The 18514-nt window shown below is 64.0% G+C and carries 17 protein-coding genes and 1 tRNA gene; 12 read left to right on the top strand and 6 right to left on the bottom strand.

Annotation, left to right across the window (positions count from 1 at the left end; all coding sequences use genetic code 11):
• The first annotated feature begins 80 nt into the window (after positions 1-80).
• The 8 genes from GM676_RS10255 (at position 81) to GM676_RS10225 (ending at position 4769) form a co-directional block, all read left to right on the top strand.
• Positions 81-1547: a pilus assembly protein TadG-related protein gene (locus tag GM676_RS10255; RefSeq protein WP_155463436.1), complete on the top strand. Its 1467-nt coding sequence runs from the start codon at positions 81-83 to the stop codon at positions 1545-1547.
• The gene (locus GM676_RS10250; protein WP_155463435.1) at positions 1544-1960 is read left to right on the top strand and encodes a TadE/TadG family type IV pilus assembly protein; all 417 of its coding nucleotides are present in this window, start codon (positions 1544-1546) and stop codon (positions 1958-1960) included. The genes GM676_RS10255 and GM676_RS10250 overlap by 4 nt, the downstream gene beginning before the upstream one ends.
• Positions 1947-2528: a TadE/TadG family type IV pilus assembly protein gene (locus GM676_RS10245; protein ID WP_155463434.1), complete on the top strand. Its 582-nt coding sequence runs from the start codon at positions 1947-1949 to the stop codon at positions 2526-2528. The genes GM676_RS10250 and GM676_RS10245 overlap by 14 nt, the downstream gene beginning before the upstream one ends.
• Positions 2519-2818 carry a hypothetical protein gene (locus tag GM676_RS10240; protein WP_155463433.1) on the top strand — a complete coding sequence of 100 codons (300 nt, stop codon included), beginning with the start codon at positions 2519-2521 and terminating at the stop codon, positions 2816-2818. Before GM676_RS10245 ends, GM676_RS10240 begins: the two co-directional genes overlap by 10 nt.
• Positions 2819-2840: 22 nt before the next feature.
• The gene (locus GM676_RS10235) at positions 2841-3143 is read left to right on the top strand and encodes a hypothetical protein (protein ID WP_155463432.1); all 303 of its coding nucleotides are present in this window, start codon (positions 2841-2843) and stop codon (positions 3141-3143) included.
• 222 nt (positions 3144-3365) lie between these two features.
• Positions 3366-3602, top strand: coding sequence for a hypothetical protein (locus GM676_RS32140; protein WP_229262618.1), 237 nt, complete (start codon positions 3366-3368; stop codon positions 3600-3602).
• Between the two features lie 178 nt (positions 3603-3780).
• Positions 3781-4077 carry an amidohydrolase family protein gene (locus GM676_RS32135; RefSeq protein ID WP_229262617.1) on the top strand — a complete coding sequence of 99 codons (297 nt, stop codon included), beginning with the start codon at positions 3781-3783 and terminating at the stop codon, positions 4075-4077.
• A 71-nt stretch (positions 4078-4148) separates the two neighbouring features.
• Complete coding sequence (locus tag GM676_RS10225) at positions 4149-4769, top strand: hypothetical protein (protein WP_155463431.1); 621 nt, start codon at positions 4149-4151, stop codon at positions 4767-4769.
• A gap of 47 nt (positions 4770-4816) precedes the next feature.
• On the opposite strand, the gene GM676_RS10220 is transcribed toward GM676_RS10225, so the two are convergent.
• Positions 4817-4893: transfer RNA gene (locus tag GM676_RS10220), tRNA-Pro, on the bottom strand.
• A gap of 70 nt (positions 4894-4963) precedes the next feature.
• On the opposite strand from GM676_RS10220, the gene GM676_RS10215 reads away from it, so the two are divergent.
• Entirely contained in the window at positions 4964-5788 is an 825-nt protein-coding gene (locus GM676_RS10215; protein WP_155463430.1) for an SIR2 family NAD-dependent protein deacylase, read from the top strand.
• 5 nt (positions 5789-5793) lie between these two features.
• Here GM676_RS10215 and GM676_RS10210 read toward each other — a convergent pair whose 3' ends face one another.
• The 5 genes from GM676_RS10210 to GM676_RS10190 form a co-directional block, all read right to left on the bottom strand.
• On the bottom strand, positions 5794-6501 hold the full coding sequence (locus GM676_RS10210; protein WP_155463429.1) for a fumarylacetoacetate hydrolase family protein: 708 nt from the start codon (positions 6499-6501) through the stop codon (positions 5794-5796).
• 87 nt (positions 6502-6588) lie between these two features.
• Positions 6589-7188 carry a TetR/AcrR family transcriptional regulator gene (locus GM676_RS10205; protein ID WP_371866184.1) on the bottom strand — a complete coding sequence of 200 codons (600 nt, stop codon included), beginning with the start codon at positions 7186-7188 and terminating at the stop codon, positions 6589-6591.
• 85 nt (positions 7189-7273) lie between these two features.
• Entirely contained in the window at positions 7274-8710 is a 1437-nt protein-coding gene (gene adeC / locus GM676_RS10200) for an AdeC/AdeK/OprM family multidrug efflux complex outer membrane factor (RefSeq protein ID WP_155463427.1), read from the bottom strand.
• Position 8711: 1 nt separating this feature from the next.
• Positions 8712-11843: an efflux RND transporter permease subunit gene (locus GM676_RS10195; RefSeq protein ID WP_155463426.1), complete on the bottom strand. Its 3132-nt coding sequence runs from the start codon at positions 11841-11843 to the stop codon at positions 8712-8714.
• A gap of 11 nt (positions 11844-11854) precedes the next feature.
• Positions 11855-13066 carry an efflux RND transporter periplasmic adaptor subunit gene (locus GM676_RS10190; protein ID WP_371866183.1) on the bottom strand — a complete coding sequence of 404 codons (1212 nt, stop codon included), beginning with the start codon at positions 13064-13066 and terminating at the stop codon, positions 11855-11857.
• Between the two features lie 207 nt (positions 13067-13273).
• On the opposite strand from GM676_RS10190, the gene GM676_RS10185 reads away from it, so the two are divergent.
• From GM676_RS10185 to GM676_RS10175, 3 genes are all read left to right on the top strand, one after another.
• Complete coding sequence (locus GM676_RS10185) at positions 13274-15421, top strand: diguanylate cyclase domain-containing protein (protein ID WP_155463424.1); 2148 nt, start codon at positions 13274-13276, stop codon at positions 15419-15421.
• A gap of 76 nt (positions 15422-15497) precedes the next feature.
• Positions 15498-16979 carry an ATPase domain-containing protein gene (locus GM676_RS10180; RefSeq protein WP_155463423.1) on the top strand — a complete coding sequence of 494 codons (1482 nt, stop codon included), beginning with the start codon at positions 15498-15500 and terminating at the stop codon, positions 16977-16979.
• Positions 16980-16984: 5 nt separating this feature from the next.
• The gene (locus tag GM676_RS10175) at positions 16985-18514 is read left to right on the top strand and encodes a response regulator (RefSeq protein ID WP_155463422.1); all 1530 of its coding nucleotides are present in this window, start codon (positions 16985-16987) and stop codon (positions 18512-18514) included.

Raw genomic sequence — 18514 nt, 5'->3', positions numbered from 1 at the left:
GAGCATGCTTGCGCCGCGTCAAGCGCCGATATTTCCTGCTGGATAGAATCAAACCGTCAGTCCACCCAGGAGACCGTCGCATGCGCCCTACCCGCCTGCCGCGTCAGCGCGGCGCCATCTTCGTTATGTTTGCCGTGATGGTGGTGGCCTTGCTGAGCATGGCCGGGCTGGCGCTCGACCTGGCGCAGGCCTACAACCGCCGGGTGGAATTGCAGGCGTTGGCGGACGCCGTGGCGCTGGCCGCCGCGCGCGAGCTGAACGGCACCAGCGCCGGCATCGACAAGGCCGTCAGCGCGGCCGCCACCGCCGCGCTCGGCTACACCTACCAGTACAACACCCAGTCGGTGCCCTGGTCGAGCGCGGCGCTAAGCTTTGCCGCCGCCCCGGCGACGCCCGACGGTGGCTGGAGCGACGCCGCCAGCGCCTCATCGGCCCCGGCCGGCCTGCTGTACGCCAGGGTCGACACCGCCGCGCTCGATGCCAGCGTCAGCAACGTCGCCACCCTGTTCATGCGTTTTGGCGGCGCCGTGCCGGCCAGCATCTCCGCCGCCGCGCGCGCCGTGGCCGGACGCATGACCATTCCGGTGACGCCGCTGGCCATCTGCGCCCAGGCCGCCGCCCCGGCCGCCTCGCGCGCCAACAGCGCGAACCCGGCCTACAACGAACTGGTGGAATTCGGCTTCCGGCGCGGCGTGGCCTACAACCTGATGAACCTGAACCCCAACGGCAGCACGCCGGAGAACTTTCTGATCGATCCGCTGTCGCCGCCCGGCGTACCGGGCGCCGCCGGCAATTTCAGCACCAGCGTGGTCGGTCCCTTCGTCTGCGCCGGCACCATGCTGATGCCCGGCGTGACCGGCGGCACGCTGAACGTACAGCGCGGCTTTCCGCTGGCCTCGCTGTACCTGCACCTGAACTCCCGCTTCGACAACTACAGCGGCGGCAACTGCATGCCGGAACCAGCCCCGCCCGACAGCAACATCAAATCCTTTGCCTACAGCGGCATCAGCTGGATGTCGCCGGCCGCCGCCACCCAGACCGCCGCCACCTGGACCAGCGGCGGCGTCAAGCTGTGGACACGCGCCGATCCGCTGCCCGGCGACAGCAGCAACACCGCGCCGCAATACGGGCCCCTGTGGTCGTTTGCCAAAGCCGTGCCCTACTCGGCCTACAGCGCCTCGCCCACCGAGCCGGCGGCCGGCTACACGCCGTTTGCCACCAGCGCCTGGTCCACCCTGTACACGCCGGGACCGCCGTCCGCCAGCGGCTACCCGGCCGGCGCCGTGACCGCCACGCCCTACAGCAGCGGCAGCGCCAATTTCCAGGCGCCGTCGGCCGCCCACCAGCCGGGCCAGGCCAAACGCCGCGTGCTGAATGTGGCGCTGCTGTCCTGCCCGGTCCCGGCCGGCGCCACCGCCAGCGCCACCGTGCTGGGCGTGGGCCGCTTCTTCATGACGGTGCCCGCCACCACCACCGTTATCAGCACCGAGTTTGCCGGCGCCGCCCCGCTGTCGTCGTTGACGGGCGCGGTGGAGTTGCAGCGATGAAGCGCCAGCGCGGCATCGTGGCGCTGGAACTGGCCCTGATCCTGCCAGTGCTGCTGAGCTTGCTTGCCAGCGTGGTGTTCTATGGCCGCCTGGCCTACGACTATGAGGTGGTGCAGAAAGCCGCGCGCGAGGGCGCGCGCTACCTGTCCAGCGTGGCGGCCATCAACCTGAAAAATACCACGCTGGCCAACCAGGAAAGCCTGCTGACGCAAACCATCGTGCAATCGGCCCTGGCCCCCTTGGGCAACGACGCCGCCACCGTGCTGGTAACCTGCGATAGCGTGCCCTGCTCGGCGCTGGGCGCCGTCCCCAGCGAGGTCTCGGTCACCGTGATCCTGCCGGTATCGAACCTGTTCGCCGGCGACGCCTTGCGGCTGGTCACCCGCCGCAGCATGCGCTATGTCGGCAATTAATCTTCACCGCCAGCGCGGCGCCACCGTGGCGGAATTTGCGCTGAGCGTGGTGCTGTTCTTTACCACCATGTTCTTTGTGATCGAGGTGTCGCGCCTGCTGTATCTGTGGAACACCTTGCAGGAAGCCACGCGCCGCGCCGCCTATGCCGCCGCCGTCAGCGATTTCAGCAACACGGCCGTGATGGATGGCGTACGGCAGGCGGCCGTGCTGCGCACCACCCCAGGCACACTGGCGCTGGGCACGCCGGTGACCGATGCACACATCCGCATCGACTACCTGTCGCTAACGCGCAATGCCGACAACAGCCTGAGCATGACGGCCATTCCGGCCGCCGGCCTGCCCAGCTGTCCGGCGCGCGCGCACATCAACTGCATTGCCAATCCGAACGGCGCCAGCTGCATCCGCTTCGTGCGCGCGCGCGTATGCGCGCCCGGGACCGACTGCGACGCCGTCAGCTACCAGCCCCTGTTTCCTTTGACCGGCCTCAATTTCGCCCTGCCGCAGGCGACTACGATAGCCAAGGCCGAATCGCTGGGCTATCAACCGGGGAGCACCTTATGTCCATGAAATTTGACGATGAAAGACCAGAGACATACCATTGGCGCGTACATACCGAAAAACGCATTGAGCGCCTGGAGACGGATAATATGTCGCACGAGGTTGATATCGCCTTCCTGAAAGCGCATTACGCCACCAAGGACGATATTGCCGAGCTCAAGGCAGCCATCGCCGCGCTGGAAGCCAGAATTGACACAAAGATCGCCGAGGCCAAGACCACCATCATAATCTGGGTGGTGGGCGCGGTGTTTCTCGGGCAATTGCTGCCAGCATTGCTGAAACTGCTCATCCCTGGCTGAACGGCTCACCTGCAAGCCCATTATGTCCACGCAATTTGACAAGGAAAAATCGGAAGCCTACGATAAGACTCCCGAGGCACGTCTGGACAAGCTCGAAATGGAACAACTCAGCATCAAGGTTGACATTGCCGTCCTGAAGGAAACCTGTGCCACCAAGGTCGCTCTCTCCGAAATGGAAAGCCGGCTCAGGACTGAAATGGCCGAGATGGAAAGCCGGCTCAAAACGCAAATCGCGGAAACCAAGTCCACCATCATCATCTGGGTGGTGAGCTCGGTTTTCCTTGCGCAGCTGATACCGGCGTTGTTGAAATACCTCCTGCTTTAAATCACCGCGGCATACCTATCCTCGGCTGCCCATTCTCCTGTGCCGGAGGAACATCGGCGCTTTCATTTTTCATGGCTTAGAAGCGGTAGTCAACCATCATGCCCACGCGGTGGAACGAGTTCTCGCCCAGGCTATACGCAAAGCCCGAACCAGCGCCCTTGCCCGGCAGCGGATAGATGATGCCGTTCGGGACATGCCATGCCCGGCATAGTTTCTCATAGCGTGAATATTTTTGACGGCAGAGGCCCGCTGCCGGGCGTCAGCGCGGTGCGCATTGAAGGTTCCAGCATTGTCGAATTGGGAGCGGAAGTGGCGTCGCTGGGCGGTGTGGCGGATCGCATCATCGACGGCGGCGGCCGCACGCTGATGCCTGGCTTGGTAGAGGCGCATGCCCACCTGTCCTGGCCCAGTTCCGTGAGCGCATGGTACCGCGCCTGTCGCTGCCGCCGGAAGACCTGATCCTCAGCACCGCACGCAACGCGCGCATCCTGATCGATCACGGCTATACCAGCGCTTATTCCGCAGGTGCCTTGAGCAAGACCATTGAAGTCACTTTGAATTCTTTTATCCAGAGCGGCGGCATGCCGGGGCCGCGTCTGATCGCATCATCGATCGAACGCGAACCGCCAAGCACCGCATGCTGCCGGGCGGCGACTACGGCTTCCCCTTCAACCCGACCGGCCGCAATGCGCGCGACCTCGAACTGTTCGTGCGCCACTTCGGCTATACCGCGCGCGAAACGCTGGAAGCCGCGACGCGGCTGGGTGGAGAACTGATGGGCATGGGCCACAACCTCGGCCGCATCAAGCCCGGCTACCTGGCCGATCTGCTGCTGGTGGACGGCGATCCGCTGCAAGACGTCACCATCCTGCAGAACCGCCACCCCCTGCGCGCCATCATGAAAGACGGCCGCTTCCACAAAGAGCCCGTTTGATCTGCATCAAACCTTCATTGGACGACTGGCGCAGCATGAAGAACTGCCGAGGTCTGATGAAGGAGTACGTTATGTCTGCGCAATTTGACGACGAAAAGCCGGAGGCCTACCATTGGCGCATGAATACCGAGACGCGCATTGAGAAGCTGGAAACGGATGAGACCGTTCATACAGAGGATATAACCGAGCTCAAGATTCTTATCGCCAATCTTGAGAATCTTATTTCACTGAACAAGATTGAGCTCAAGGCAGACTTCGAAACTCAAGCCGCTGTGACCAAGATAAATTTTGAAGCGCTCGCTACTCAGTTGAAGTCAGATTTCGAGGCGCTGGCTAAAATGACCAAACTAAGTCTCGAAGCTCACGCAATGAATGTTGAAGCTCATGCTGCCGCAACCAAGCTGAGTTTGGAAAATCAAGCTGCTACAACCAGGCAGAGTTTGGAAAATCAAGCTACTACAACCAGGCAGAGTTTGGAAAATCAAGCCACTGCAACCAGGCTGAGCTTGGAAACTCACGCTGCCCAAGTCAAAGCAGACTTCGATATTCTCGCGGCTGAGACCAAGGCTGAGATCGCGGAGGCCAAGGCCCATATTGCCGAATCCAAAGCTTCCATCATCGCGTGGTCGGTAACAGCGATTTTCATTGCCCAATTGCTACCGGCGTTGTTGAAGCTGTTCCTGCCGGGCTAAAAAAAAGACCTACCTGCCAAAGTCAGGTAAGTCCTTGATTTTATTGTTGGTCGGGGCGAGAGGATTCGAACCTCCGACCCCCTGCACCCCATGCAGGTACGCTACCGGGCTGCGCTACGCCCCGACTAACCACACGATTATAGCAGCCAGTTTAAGTATTTGTCATGTTTGCTTTGCGAGGTTAAGATGAACGAATGAATCTTGTCTCTCTTGAACATGCCGCCGCCCTCATCACCCAGGCCGATCTGCTGGTTGTGGCCGCCGGTGCCGGCATGGGCGTGGACTCGGGACTGCCCGATTTTCGCGGCAATCAGGGCTTCTGGAAAGCCTACCCCGCGCTGGCCCGCGCGCGCATGGAGTTCGCCAGTGTGGCGTCGCCCGGCACCTTTCACCAGAATCCAGCGCTGGCCTGGGGATTTTACGGACATCGGCTCAATCTCTACCGCGCCACCGTGCCGCATGCAGGCTTCGGGCTGCTGAAAAAATGGGGCGAGCGCCGGGAACAGGGCTACGCCGTCTTCACCAGCAACGTGGACGGCCACTTCCAGGCCGCCGGCTTCGACCAGCAACGCATCCACGAATGCCACGGCTCCATCCACCACCTGCAATGCCTGGAACCCTGCGGCTCGCACATCTGGAGCGCGGACGACTACACGCCGCAAGTCGATAACGATGCCTGCCGCTTGCTGAATCAGCCACCGACCTGTCCGCACTGCGGCGCGCTGGCACGGCCGAATATCCTGATGTTTGGCGATTGGGGATGGAACGAACAGCGCTCCGCAGCGCAGGAAGCACGCTTGCAGGGGCTGCTGCGCAAAGCCAACCGTCCGCTGGTGGTGGAGCTGGGCGCCGGTGTGGCGATTCCTTCGGTACGCCATTTTGGACAGGCCGTCATCAGCCATCACAATGGCCGCATGATCCGGATTAACCCGCGCGAACCGCAAGTCGCCAGCCCGCGCGACGTCGGACTGGCGGCGGGCGCCTATGAGGCGTTAAGCGCCATCGATGCTTTACTATAAACGGTTTATACCAATTTCACGGTGATCGGCGATAAGCCGGTGACCTTGCCTTCCAATACCTGGCCGCGCACCACCGCGCCCACGCCTTCCGGTGTGCCGCTGAAAATCAGATCGCCCGGCGCCAGCGTGAACAGGGTCGACAAATTGGCGATGGTCTCGTTGATGGACCAGATCAGATGCGCAATGGTGGACGACTGTTTGGTCACCCCGTCCACATCCAGCTGGATGGCGGCGTTGTTGATATCGCCGGCATCGGTGGCCGGATGAATCAGGCCAATCGGCGCCGAGTAGTCGAACGCCTTGCCGATCTCCCACGGACGGCCCGCATCGCGCATCTTGAATTGCAGGTCGCGGCGCGTCATGTCGAAACCGACCGCGTAACCGTAGATGTGAGATGCCGCATCCTCCACCGCGATATTCGCCCCGCCCTTGCCGATGGCCACCACCAGCTCGCACTCGTAGTGCAGGTTATTGGTCTGCGGCGGATAAGGCAGCTCCAGCACGCGGTTCGGCGCGGCCGGCACCACGGCTTGGGCGTCGCCCGGTTTGCAGAAGAAGAATGGCGGCTCGCGCTCTGGATCGGAACCCATTTCGCGCGCATGGCCGGCATAGTTGCGGCCAACGCAGTACACGCGGCGTACAGGGAACAGGTCGGCCGTGCCGGCGACCGGCAAGCCAACGATGTCATGGGCGGGAATTACGTAGCTAGTCATTGATGCTCCAGTAGGCAGGAAAGAGACATCAATCATGGTACAACAGCAGCCGCGCGACTGCAGCGGCCGGATACATTAGGAGACAAATCAGGTCAGCAGCAGCGCCTTCATGGCGACCCGATACCCCTCCACCAGGGAGTTGCGGTCCATATTGGGACGATGCAGGGCGCGGATCGGCAGACCATGGAACAGCGACACCATGGTATTGATGCGCCCATCCAGCAACTCATCATCCACCGGCAAGCCGCGCCGCTCCCGTTCGCGCTTGATGATCGGCCGGAACTCGGCCATGGCCGCCACGTCGGACGCGCGCATCGCCTCGGCGATCTTGGGATTGCGCGCCGCCTCGGCAAACATCTCCATCGGCAGCTGGAAAAACTGCGGGTCCAGATTCTCATCGATATGGCGCGGCGCCTCATCGATCATCGACTGTAAAGGATCTTCCTTGCTGCCCAGTTCACGCAACTGCGCCGCCACATGCTCCGACTCCAGGTCCACAAAAGCCATGATGATGGCCTCCTTGCTGTCGAAGTAATTGTAGATGTGACCCGCGCTCATGCCCGCCTCTTTCGAGATTTCGGACATGCTGGCGCCATGGAAGCCGCTGCGGGCAAAGCACACAGCCGCCGCCTGCAACACCTGGCTACGACGACTCTGTGCCCGTTCGGGGTCACTGCGTCGTTTCACTTCGGTTTTCATGAGGAGCGATCCTTGGATATTTATTAGGCAGATTATAACGGCGGGCGCACCGCAATGCACCCGCCGTACCGGATTAACCGCGCGGTTGCGGCAATTCCGGCTGCCAGCCGCCGCCCAGCACCTTGTACAAGGTGACGGCGTTGCTGCTTTTTGCAAGGCGCGTGGTGATCAGGCCCTGTTGCGCCGCATACAGCGCGCGCTGCGACACCAGCGCGTTCAGGTAGGAATCCGCCCCCTTGCGGTAGCGTGCTTCGTTGATGGTATAGCTCTTCTGCGCCGCATCCACCAGCGCCTGCTGCGACGACAGGCGCTCATCCAGCGTGCCGCGCGTGGCCAGGGCGTCGGTCACCTCGCGGAACGCGGTCTGCACCGTCTTCTCGTACTGCGCCACCGAGATGTCGCGCTGCGCCTTGGCGATATTCAGGTTGGCGCGGTTGACGCCTCCGTCGAAGATCGGCAGGTTGATGGCCGGCGCGAACGTCCACGCCGAAGAACCGGCCTTGAACAGGCCGGACAAGGTGGAACTGGCGCTGCCGCCGGAAGCGGTCAGCGAGATGCTCGGGAAGAAGGCGGCGCGCGCCACGCCAATATTGGCATTGGCGGCGCGCAGCGAACGCTCGGCCTCTTGCACATCCGGACGCGATTGCAGCAGGTCCGACGGCAGGCCGGCCGGAATCGCCGCCAGCTGGGTCACCTCGGCCAGATCCCCGGCCGGCAGCAGCTCTTCCGGCACGGCGCTGCCGACCAGCAGCGTCAGCGCGTTCTGGTCCAGCGCCACTTGCGCGGTGTAGACCGCGGCGTCGTTGCGCGCCGATTCCAGCGTGGTCTGCGCGTCGTACATATCGGTGCCGGCCACCACGCCCGAAGCGAAACGCTTCTGGCTCAGGTCATAGCTGGTCTGCTGCGACTTGAGCGTCTCCTGCGCCAGCTTCAAACGCTGCTGGTCCGCGATCAGCGTCAGATAGGCGTTGGCCACTTCCGACACCAGCGTAATCTGCTGCGTGCGGCGTGCTTCCTCGGTGCCGAGGTAGCTCTGCAAGCCGGCCTCCGACTGATTGCGCACCTTGCCGAAGAAGTCCAGCTCATAGGAGGACATCACCAGCCCGCCGTTGTACTGGCGGTTGATGGCCGCGTTGCCGGTGCCGGTCATGTTCGATGGCGTGCGCGACGCGCTCTGGTTCACGTTCGCCGACAGTTTCGGCAGCAGCGCCGCCGTGTCGATGTTGTACTGCGCCTTGGCCTTCTCGATGTTCAGCACCGACACGCGCAGGTCGCGGTTGTTGGCCAGCGCCAGCTCGATCACCTTGCGCAGCTTATCGTCGGCGAAGTATTCGCGCCACAGGATTTGCGACACCGGCTTGGCGTCGGCCGCCGCCGCAGGCACGCCCTTGTAGGCCTCGCCCGCCGGCCAGGCCTGCGCCACCGGTTGCGCCGGGCGTTCGTACACCGGCGCCAGGCTGCAACCGGCCAGCATCGCCAGCGCAGCTAACGTAATAACAGACTTTTTCATATCAATGCACCTCTACAGTTGCGGGAGCAGCCTTCTTCGGCGCGAAGTAGCCGCGCACCAGCACAAAGAACAGCGGCACGAAGAAGATGCCCAGGAAGGTCGCCGTCAGCATCCCGCCCAACACGCCCACGCCAATCGCGTTCTGGCTGCCGGAACCGGCGCCGCTGCTGATGGCCAGCGGCAGCACGCCCAGGCCAAACGCGATGGAGGTCATCAGAATCGGACGCAGACGCAGTTTCACCGCTTGCAGCGTGGCCTGTTTCAGCTCCACGCCCTGCTCTTGCAGCTCCTTGGCGAATTCCACGATCAGGATCGCGTTCTTCGCCGCCAGGCCAATCACGGTCAGCAGGCCGACCTGGAAGTAAACGTCGTTCGAGAGCTTGAACACAAAGGTCGCCAGCACCGTGCCCACCACACCCAGCGGCACCACCAGCAGCACCGAGAACGGCACCGACCAGCTTTCATACAGCGCGGCCAGGCACAGGAACACGATCAGGATGGAGATCGCATACAGCTGCGTGGTCTGCGAGCCGGAGTCGCGTTCCTCGGTCGACAGGCCGGTCCACTCGTAGCCGATACCCGGCGGCAGTTGCTCCGCCAGCTTCTCGATTTCCTTCATGGCGGCGCCAGACGACTGGCCCGGCGCCGGCATGCCCAGGATCTCGGTCGACGGCAGGCCGTTGTAGCGCTCCAGGCGCGGCGAGGCGTAGATCCACTGGCCGGTGGTGAAGGCCGAGAAAGGCACCATCTGGCCATCGGCGTTGCGCACGAACCACTTGTTCAGGTCTTCCGGCGTCATGCGCGATTCCGCAGAACCTTGCAGGTAGACCTTCTTCACGCGGCCACGGTCGACGAAGTCGTTGACGTAGGCGCTACCCCATGCGGTGCTGAGCACCTTGTTCACATCGTCCACTTTCAGGCCGAGGGCAATCGCCTTCTGCTGGTCGACGGTGACCTTGTATTGCGGCGTATCTTCCTGGCCGTTGGGACGCACCCCCACCAGCACAGGACTCTGGGACGCCATGCCCAGCATCTGGTTACGCGCGGCCATCAGCGCATCGTGACCGACGCCGCCGATATCCTGCAACTGCAAGTCGAAGCCGCTGGCGTTACCCAGCTCCAGCACCGCGGGCGGCGCAAAGGCAAACACCATCGCATCCTTGATCTGCGAGAAGTTGCCCATGGCGCGGCCGACAATCGCGCTGACGCGGTTGGCGGCGCCCGGACGCTCGGACCAGTCCTTCATGCGCACGAAGGCGATGCCGCTGTTCTGGCCATTGCCGCTGAAGCTGAATCCTGCCACTGCGAACACCGAGGCGACAGCCTGCTTCTCGTTGTTCAGGAAGTGGTTCTCGACTTTTTCAATCACTTTCAGGGTACGTTCCTGGGTAGCGCCGGTCGGCAGTTGGATCTGCGAGAACAGCACGCCCTGATCTTCCTCCGGCAGGAAGGAAGTCGGCAGGCGCATGAAGACCACCGCCAGCACCGCGACGATGATGCCATACACCGCCAGCGAGCGGCCGCCGCGATTCAGGATGGAACCGACCATGCCCTGGTACTTATTGGTGCTGCGCTCGAAGGTACGGTTGAACCAGCCGAAGAAGCCCTTGTCGGTCAGGTGATGACCCTTGGCCACCGGTTTCAGGATGGTCGCGCACAGCGCCGGCGTGAACACCATCGCCACCAGCACCGACAACACCATGGCCGAAACAATCGTAATCGAGAACTGGCGGTAAATCACGCCGGTCGAACCGCTGAAGAACGCCATCGGCACAAACACCGCCGACAGCACCATGGCGATCCCCACCAGCGCACCGCTGATCTGGCTCATCGACTTACGCGTGGCTTCGAGCGGCGACAGGCCCTCTTCCGTCATCACGCGCTCGACGTTCTCCACCACCACGATGGCGTCATCCACCAGCAGGCCGATGGCCAGCACCACGGCAAACATGGTCAGGGTATTGATCGAGTAACCTAGCGCCGACAGGATGGCGAAGGTACCCAGCAGAACGACAGGCACCGCCATGGTCGGAATCAGCGTGGCGCGGAAGTTTTGCAGGAACAGGTACATCACCAGGAACACCAGGATCACCGCCTCCACCAACGTCTTCACCACTTCCTCGATCGACAGCTTGACGAATGGGGTGGTGTCGAACGCCACCACGGCCTTCAGACCGTGCGGGAATTGCTTCTCCAGTTGTGCCACTTTGGCTTTCACCGCATTGGCGGTATCCAGCGCATTGGCGCCGGTGGCCAGTTTGATGGCCACGCCGGATGCCGGCTTGCCGTTGTAGCGCGCCAGGATGTTGTAGGTCTCGCTGCCCAGCTCCATGCGGGCCACGTCGCGCAAGTGCACGGTGGCGCCGTTGGTGGAGGTCTTGAGCAGGATGGCGCCGAATTGTTCGGCGGTTTGCAGGCGGCTTTGCGCGGTCACAGTGGCGTTCAGCTGCTGGCCGGCGACGGCTGGCAGACCGCCCAGTTCACCGGCGGACACCTCGGTATTCTGGGCGCTGATGGCCGTCGATACGTCGGCTGGCGTCAGCTGGTAGCTTTGCAGTTTGGCCGCGTCCAGCCAGATGCGCATGGCGTACTGCGAACCGAAGTTGGTCACGTCGCCCACGCCTTCCACGCGCGAGATCGGGTCGATCACGCTGGCGGCCACGTAGTCGCCGATGTCGGCCTGTTTCATCGAGCCATCTTCGGACACGAAGCCCAGCACCATCAGGAAGTTCTTGGTCGCCTTGGCCACCACCAGGCCCTGCTGCTGAACGGCGGCAGGCAGCAACGGCGTCGCCAGTTGCAGCTTGTTCTGCACCTGCACCTGCGCGATGTCAGGATTGGTGCCGCTCTTGAAGGTCAGGGTGATGCTGATACCACCGGTCGAATCGCTGGCGGACGACATGTAGCGCAGGCCGTCGATACCCTTCATCTTTTGTTCGATGATCTGGGTCACGGCATCTTCCACCGTCTTGGCCGAGGCGCCCGGATAGGTGCCGCTGATCGAAATCGACGGCGGCGCAATGCTTGGATACTGCGATATCGGCAGGCCGAGAATCGCAATCACGCCCGCAAGCATGATGACGATCGCGACCACCCACGCAAAAATCGGGCGATCAATAAAGAAACGGGACATGTGTTATCTCCTTACTGCGCGCTCTTGGCGTTGGCGGGCATAGCGCCGCCGGCGCCCGAAGCGATAGCGGCGGCAGGCTTGGCGACGTTGGCCGGCGCGCCCGGCTTCACTTTCTGCACGCCTTCCACGATCAGCAGATCGCCTTCGCTCAGGCCCGACTTCACCAGCCATTTGGCGCCCAGCGTGCCGCCGGTGACCAGGGTGCGCTGTTCGACCTTGCCCTCCTTGTTCAGCACCAGCGCGGTGGCTTCGCCTTTCGGATTGCGGGTCACGCCCTGCTGCGGCACGGCGATGGCATGTTCATTCACGCCCGACTCGATCACCGCGCGCACGAACATGCCCGGCAGCAGATCGTGCTTCGGATTCGGGAACAGCGCGCGCAGCGTGACGTTGCCGGTGCCCGGATCGACCGTCACGTCGGAGAATTGCAGCTTGCCGGCTTCGGCGTATTTGGTACCGTCCGACAGCACCAGCGTCACTTTGGCCTGGCCGCCATTCGTTTTCAGGCCGCCGTTTTCGATCTCGCGCTTCAGGCGCAGCATGTCCTCGCTGGTCTGGGTCACGTCGACGTAGATCGGGTCCAGTTGCTGCACGGTGGTCAGCGCGGTGGCCTGATTGGCGGTCACCAGCGCGCCCGGCGTCACCGCCGAACGGCTGATCCGGCCGCTGATCGGCGCATCCACATGGGTGTAGTTGAGATTGATCTTGGCTTGTTCCAGCGCGGCGGTGGCCGATTCCACGTCGGCCTTGGCCTGCTCGTGGGCGGCGACGGCGTCGTCGTAATCCTGGCGGCTCACGCCTTCGATCGCCACCAGATCCTTGTAGCGCGCCACTTTCGGCGCGGCCGCCACCAGGTTGGCTTTAGCCTTGGCCAGCGCCGCCTTGGCCGAGTTGTACGCGGCCTGGTAGGTGGCCGCGTCGATCTGGTACAGCGGCACGCCGGCTTTGACGTCGGCGCCTTCAACAAACAGGCGTTTCTGAATCAGACCGCTGACCTGCGGGCGCACCTCGGCCACTTGATAAGCGGCGGTGCGGCCCGGCAGTTCGGTCGTGATTTGCAGCGCTTCCTGCGCCACCTTGAATACGCCCACTTCCGCCACCTGCTGCTTGTGAGGTGCTTCGGTCGTGGATTTGGAGCAACCGGCCAGGACGGCGATCGCGGTGATCATGGCTGCGGCGCCAGCGCTCCGCAGCAGAGGTTTTTTGCAGAAAAAGGCTTCCATAAGATTGGGCTTTCTGTATAAAAAATAAGCACAGACTATAGAATGAACGATCATTCTAATTAAGTCAAGCCACTTTCTGCTGCGATGCGGCAAACTTAAGCGTGGTTTAAGCCGCCAAAATTGGTCGGGTAAGCACTTTACGCAGGGACACCGATGTTACAATTAGTAACTTTCTTTCTGACATCATTTGGTCCGCCAGTGCAGCCCATGCCTCAGCTGTCCTCTTCCACTCGCCCCCGGTTGACCACGCTGGTAACCGTCGGCGTGAGCGCGACGGTGCTGCTGACGGTGTTGTCATTGCTGATACTGGTCGACCATTTCGCCCTCGGCTACGCCCAGCGCGAGGCCGAGCAGCGCCTGCAACAGCTGTCCTGGCAGGTGCGCGGCACGCTCAACGGCGTGGTGCGCAAGGCCGGCAGCGACGTCCAGTTGCTGACCGAACTGCCGCGCGTGCGCGAGGGCCGCACCCCGGCCGAGGTGCGGCAAGTGCTGGAGAGCCTGCAAAAAACCTTCCCCGACTACGCCTGGATCGGCCTGACCACGCCGGACGGCAAGGTGTTTGCCGCCACTCAGGGCGTGCAGGAAGGCGTCGACGCCAGCGAGCGCGACTGGTTCAAGCACGGCCGCGACAAACTCTACGCCGGCGACTTCCACCCCATCCCGCCGCTCGGCAAGAAGCTGCCCTACAGCGCCGATCCGTGGCGCTTCGTCGATGCCGCCGGCCCGGTGCAAGACGCGGACGGCAAGTTCCGCGGCGTGCTCAGCGTGCACATGAGCTGGGGCTGGGTGCGGCGCATGGCGCAGACCATTCTGGCGCCGGCCGACCAACAGTATTCGGCCGATATCTTTGTGGTGCGCGCCGACGGCACGGTCATCCTCGGCCCGCGCGGCATGGAGGAACAAAAGATCGACACCGAGAGCCTGCGGCTGGCCAACAGCGGCGCCTCCGGCGCGCTCAAGGAAAGCTGGACCGATGGCGTCAGCTACCTCACCGGCTACGCGCGCAGCGGCACGCCCGGCGATCCGGCCACCCTGAGCTGGGCCATCCTGGTGCGCCAGCCGGAGGCGCTGGCCTTGTCCGGCGCGCGCGCGCTGGAACACCAGATCCTGCTGCTGGGCGCCGTGCTGGGCGCGGTGATGGCGCTTGGCGGCGCCCTGTTCGCGCGCCGCCTTACCCGTCCGCTGAATGCCCTCAGCCGCGCCATCGAGGAACGATTGGCCGCCGCGCCGGCCGATGGCGCCGTGCTGCCGGATGTGCGCCAGCACGACAGCTATCACGAGGTGCAGGTGCTGTCGCGCGCCCTGAACGAGATGCTGCGCAACGAACAAGGCCACCTCGACGCGTTGCGCGGCCTGAATGAAAAGCTGGAATCCACCGTGGGCGAGCGCACCCGCGAGATCGCCCGCAAGGCGCTGCAACTGGAGCGCGCGCTGTCGCAGGAACAAACCACGCAGCAGTTGCTCCAGGAACGCGCCGCCGAGCTGCGGGCGATTCTGGACAACGCGCACGACGCCTTCATCGCCCTCGATCCGGGCGGTGTGGTGCGCGAGTGGAACCTGCAAGCGGAACAGCTGCTGGGCTGGCGGCGCACGGAAGTTATCGGCCAGCCGCTGGCCGCCATGATGCTGCCGCCGCTGCTGCGCCGCGCCTATGAACGCGACATGCGCCAGCTGGCCGAGCGCGGCGACGGCGCCGCCGCCATGAGCCGCCGGGTCGAGCTCACGCTGCACAACCGCGCCGGCCAGGAATTGCCGGTGGAAGTCTCGCTGGCCTACGTGCCGCGCAGCAGCGGCCATTTGTTCATCGCCTTCCTGCACGATATCAGCGAGCGCAAATCGCTGTTCGCGTCGATGGAAGCGATGGCGCTGAACGATACCCTCACCGGCCTGCCGAACCGCCGCGCCCTGATGCAGGCCCTGCCCGAGGCGCTGCAACGGGCCAACCGCCTGCGCCAGAGCTGCGCCGTGTTGTTCCTCGACTTGGACCGCTTCAAGCAGGTCAACGACCGCTACGGCCACGAGGAAGGCGACGAGCTGCTGCGCCAGTTCGCCGAGCGGGTGCGCGGCGCCGTGCGCAAGACCGACACCGTCGGCCGCCTGGCCGGCGACGAATTCGTGGTCATCCTCGAAATGCTGCACAGCGACGCCGACGCCCAGGAGGCGGCCGACAAGCTGCTGCCGGCCTTGCAGCGCCCCTTCATCCTGAAGACCGCCACCGTCTCGCTCAGCGCCAGCATCGGCGTCGCCATCCACCATCCCGACGATCCGCAGGATACCGAGATGCTGCTGGGCCGCGCCGACCGCGCCATGTACCGCCAAAAACAGCAAGGGATGCAATTGCGCGCGCGCCGCTAAGTGCGCTATCGAACATCGTGTTTTTGTGCGTTCGGGTAGGATAATCGGCATCGGAGTTTTGTTTGGATTCTTACTCATGGAAGAGCAAAACAGCATCACTAGCGATTTTCTATCCACCGGCGTGCCGGGCCTGGACGACGTCCTCGCCGGCGGCCTGACCAGCGACCGACTGTACCTGGTCGAGGGTGAACCGGGCACCGGCAAGACCACGCTGGCGCTCCAGTTCCTCAACGAGGGCGTGCGGCGCGGCGAGTCCACCCTGTACATCACCCTGGCCGAAACCATGGTGGAGCTGCGCAGCGTGGCCGCCTCGCACGGCTGGAACACGGAGGGCATCCACATCGAGGAAATCATCCCCGACGAGAAGGCACTCGATCCGGACCAGCAGTACACCATCTTCCACCCCTCGGAAATTGAGCTCAGCGCCACCACCCAGCGCATCCTGGCCGCCATCGACCGCTATCAGCCACGCCGCGTGGTGCTCGATTCGCTGTCCGAGTTGCAGCTGCTGGCGGAAAGCCCGCTGCGCTACCGGCGCCAGGTGCTGGCGCTCAAGCAGTACCTGAGCGGGCGCCACTGCACCACCATCTTCCTCGACGACCGCACCGCCCTCTCCACCGACCTGCAAGTGCGCAGCGTGGCGCACGCGGTGCTGACGCTGGAGCTGGCCGACCAGGCCTATGGCGCCGAACGGCGTCGCCTGCGCGTGGTGAAGTATCGCGGCGTGGCTTTCCGCGGCGGCGCGCACGACTACAAGATCGTCAAGGGCGGCCTGCACATCTATCCGCGCCTGGTGGCGGCCGACTCGCGCGAGACCGGCCAGCGCCAGCAACTCTCCAGCGGGCTGCCGGAACTGGACGCGCTGATCGGCGGCGGCCTGGAAGAAGGCATGAGCACCCTGATCAGCGGGCCCTCCGGCACCGGCAAATCCTCGCTGGCGGCGCAGTTCGTGCACGCCGCCACCCAACGCGGCGAATGCTGCGCCATGTTCCTGTTCGAGGAATCGCGCAACAACATGCTGAACCGCTGCCGCGGCTTGGGCATCGACCTGGCCGGCGCCATTCGCCAACGGTTGCTGACGGTGCAGCAGATCGATCCGGCGGAACTGTCGCCCGGCGAGTTTTCCGCCGCAGTGACGCAAGTCGTGGAGCAAGGCGCGCGGGTGGTGGTCATCGACAGCCTGAACGGCTATCTGAACGCGGTGCCGGACGAGCGCTTCCTCATCATCTACCTGCACGAGCTGCTGACCTATCTCGGCCAGCGCGGCGTGGTCAGCATCCTGGTCGGCGTCCAGCAAGGTGTCGTCGGCAACAACATGAACAACACGGTGGATGCCAGCTACCTGGCCGACAACGTCATCATGCTGCGCTATTTCGAGGCGGCCGGCGAAGTTCACCAAGCCATCTCCGTGTTCAAGAAACGCGGCAGCACGCACGAACGCAGCTTGCGCCGCTTTGAAGTCGGTGCTCACGGGTTGCGCGTGGGGCCGGTGTTGAAAAACTTTCATGGCGTGCTGACCGGCGTACCGACCTTCCACGGCGCCGTCAAGGTGGAGTGAGCGACATGGAAGCGCGCATCCTGATCTACGCCCCCACCGGACAGGATGCGCCGCTGGCCGCCCGCGTGCTGGCCGTGGCCGCCATCGACAGCCACGTGTGCGCCACCCTGGCCGAGTTGGCGGAAGAACTGGAACGCGGCGTTGGCGCGGTGCTGACGGTGGAAGAAGCGCTGGCGCCCGGCGGCTACCAGCTGCTGCAAAAATGCGTGGCGCGCCAGCCCGACTGGTCCGACCTGCCCATCATCCTGCTGACCCGCGGCGGTGCCGACTCGCCCACTGTGCGGCAGGCGGTGGCGGGCCTCGGCAACCTCGCCCTGCTGGAGCGGCCGGTGCGCACGCTGACGCTGATCACCGCGTTGCATGCGACGCTACGCGCGCGCAACAAGCAGTACCAGATGCGCGAGGCGGCGCGGCGCAAGGATGAATTCCTGGCCAGCCTTGGGCATGAGCTGCGCAATCCGCTGGCGCCGATCCGCACCTCGGTGTCGCTGCTCACCCATCTGTATCCGAACGCGGCGCCGGTGGCGCGCATCCGCGACATGGTGGAACGCCAGGTGCGCCTGCTGACGCGCCTGGTCGACGACTTGCTGGACGTGGCGCGCATCACCAGCGGCAAGATCAAGCTGCAATGCCAGTTGGCGTCGCTGGCCTCGGTGATGAGCCACGTGAGCGAATTGTGCCAGCAGGCGGCGGACGCCAAGCGCATGCACATCGTGTTCCAGCTGCCGCCGCAGGAGGTGATGCTGAACGTGGACTACGCGCGCGTGGTGCAGATCTACGCCAACATCCTGTCCAACGCGGTCAAGTTCACGCCGCAGGGCGGGCATGTGGTGGTGCGCGCGACGGTGGATGAAGACGACCTGCTGGTCAGCATCCGCGACGACGGCATCGGCCTCGATGGCGACACCATCCCGCGCATTTTCCGCATGTTCGAGCAAAGCAATACCGTCAACGGCCAGTTCTCCAGCGGCCTTGGCATCGGCCTGAGCCTGTCGCGCCAGTTCGCCGAAATGCATGGCGGGACGGTGGAAGCCTACAGCGAAGGGCCGGGCAAAGGCAGCGAGTTCGTGATCCGCCTGCCGGTGCTGGAGCGCGAGGGCCGGCGCGACGCCGTGCCGCTGGCGCAAGACGCCGGCACCGATGGCCACAAGATGCAGGTGCTGGTGGTGGACGACAACCAGGACGCCGCCGATTCCCTCACCGCCCTGCTGGAGCTGGACGGTTTTGACGTGCGCACCGTGTACGACGGCGCCGCCGCCGTGGCCTCGGTGCAGGCGCAGGCGCCGGACATGATCATCATGGACCTCGGCATGCCCGGCATGGATGGCTACGAAACCGCGCGCGCCATCCGCCAGATCGCCGGCGCCGAGCGCATCCTGTTGCTGGCCCTCACCGGCTGGGGCCAGGGCGACGCGCGCCGGCGCACGGTGGAAGCGGGATTCGACCATCATCTGGTCAAGCCAGTGGAACTGGAACAGATTGTGCGCCTGGCCGGCGCGCACCACAACCGCGACCAGGTGCAGGCCGCGCGCTAG

The sequence above is a fragment of the Duganella radicis genome (assembly GCF_009720825.1).
Classification (GTDB): Bacteria; Pseudomonadota; Gammaproteobacteria; order Burkholderiales; family Burkholderiaceae_D; genus Rugamonas; species Rugamonas radicis.
This window is presented reverse-complemented; position numbering and strand designations above follow the sequence as displayed.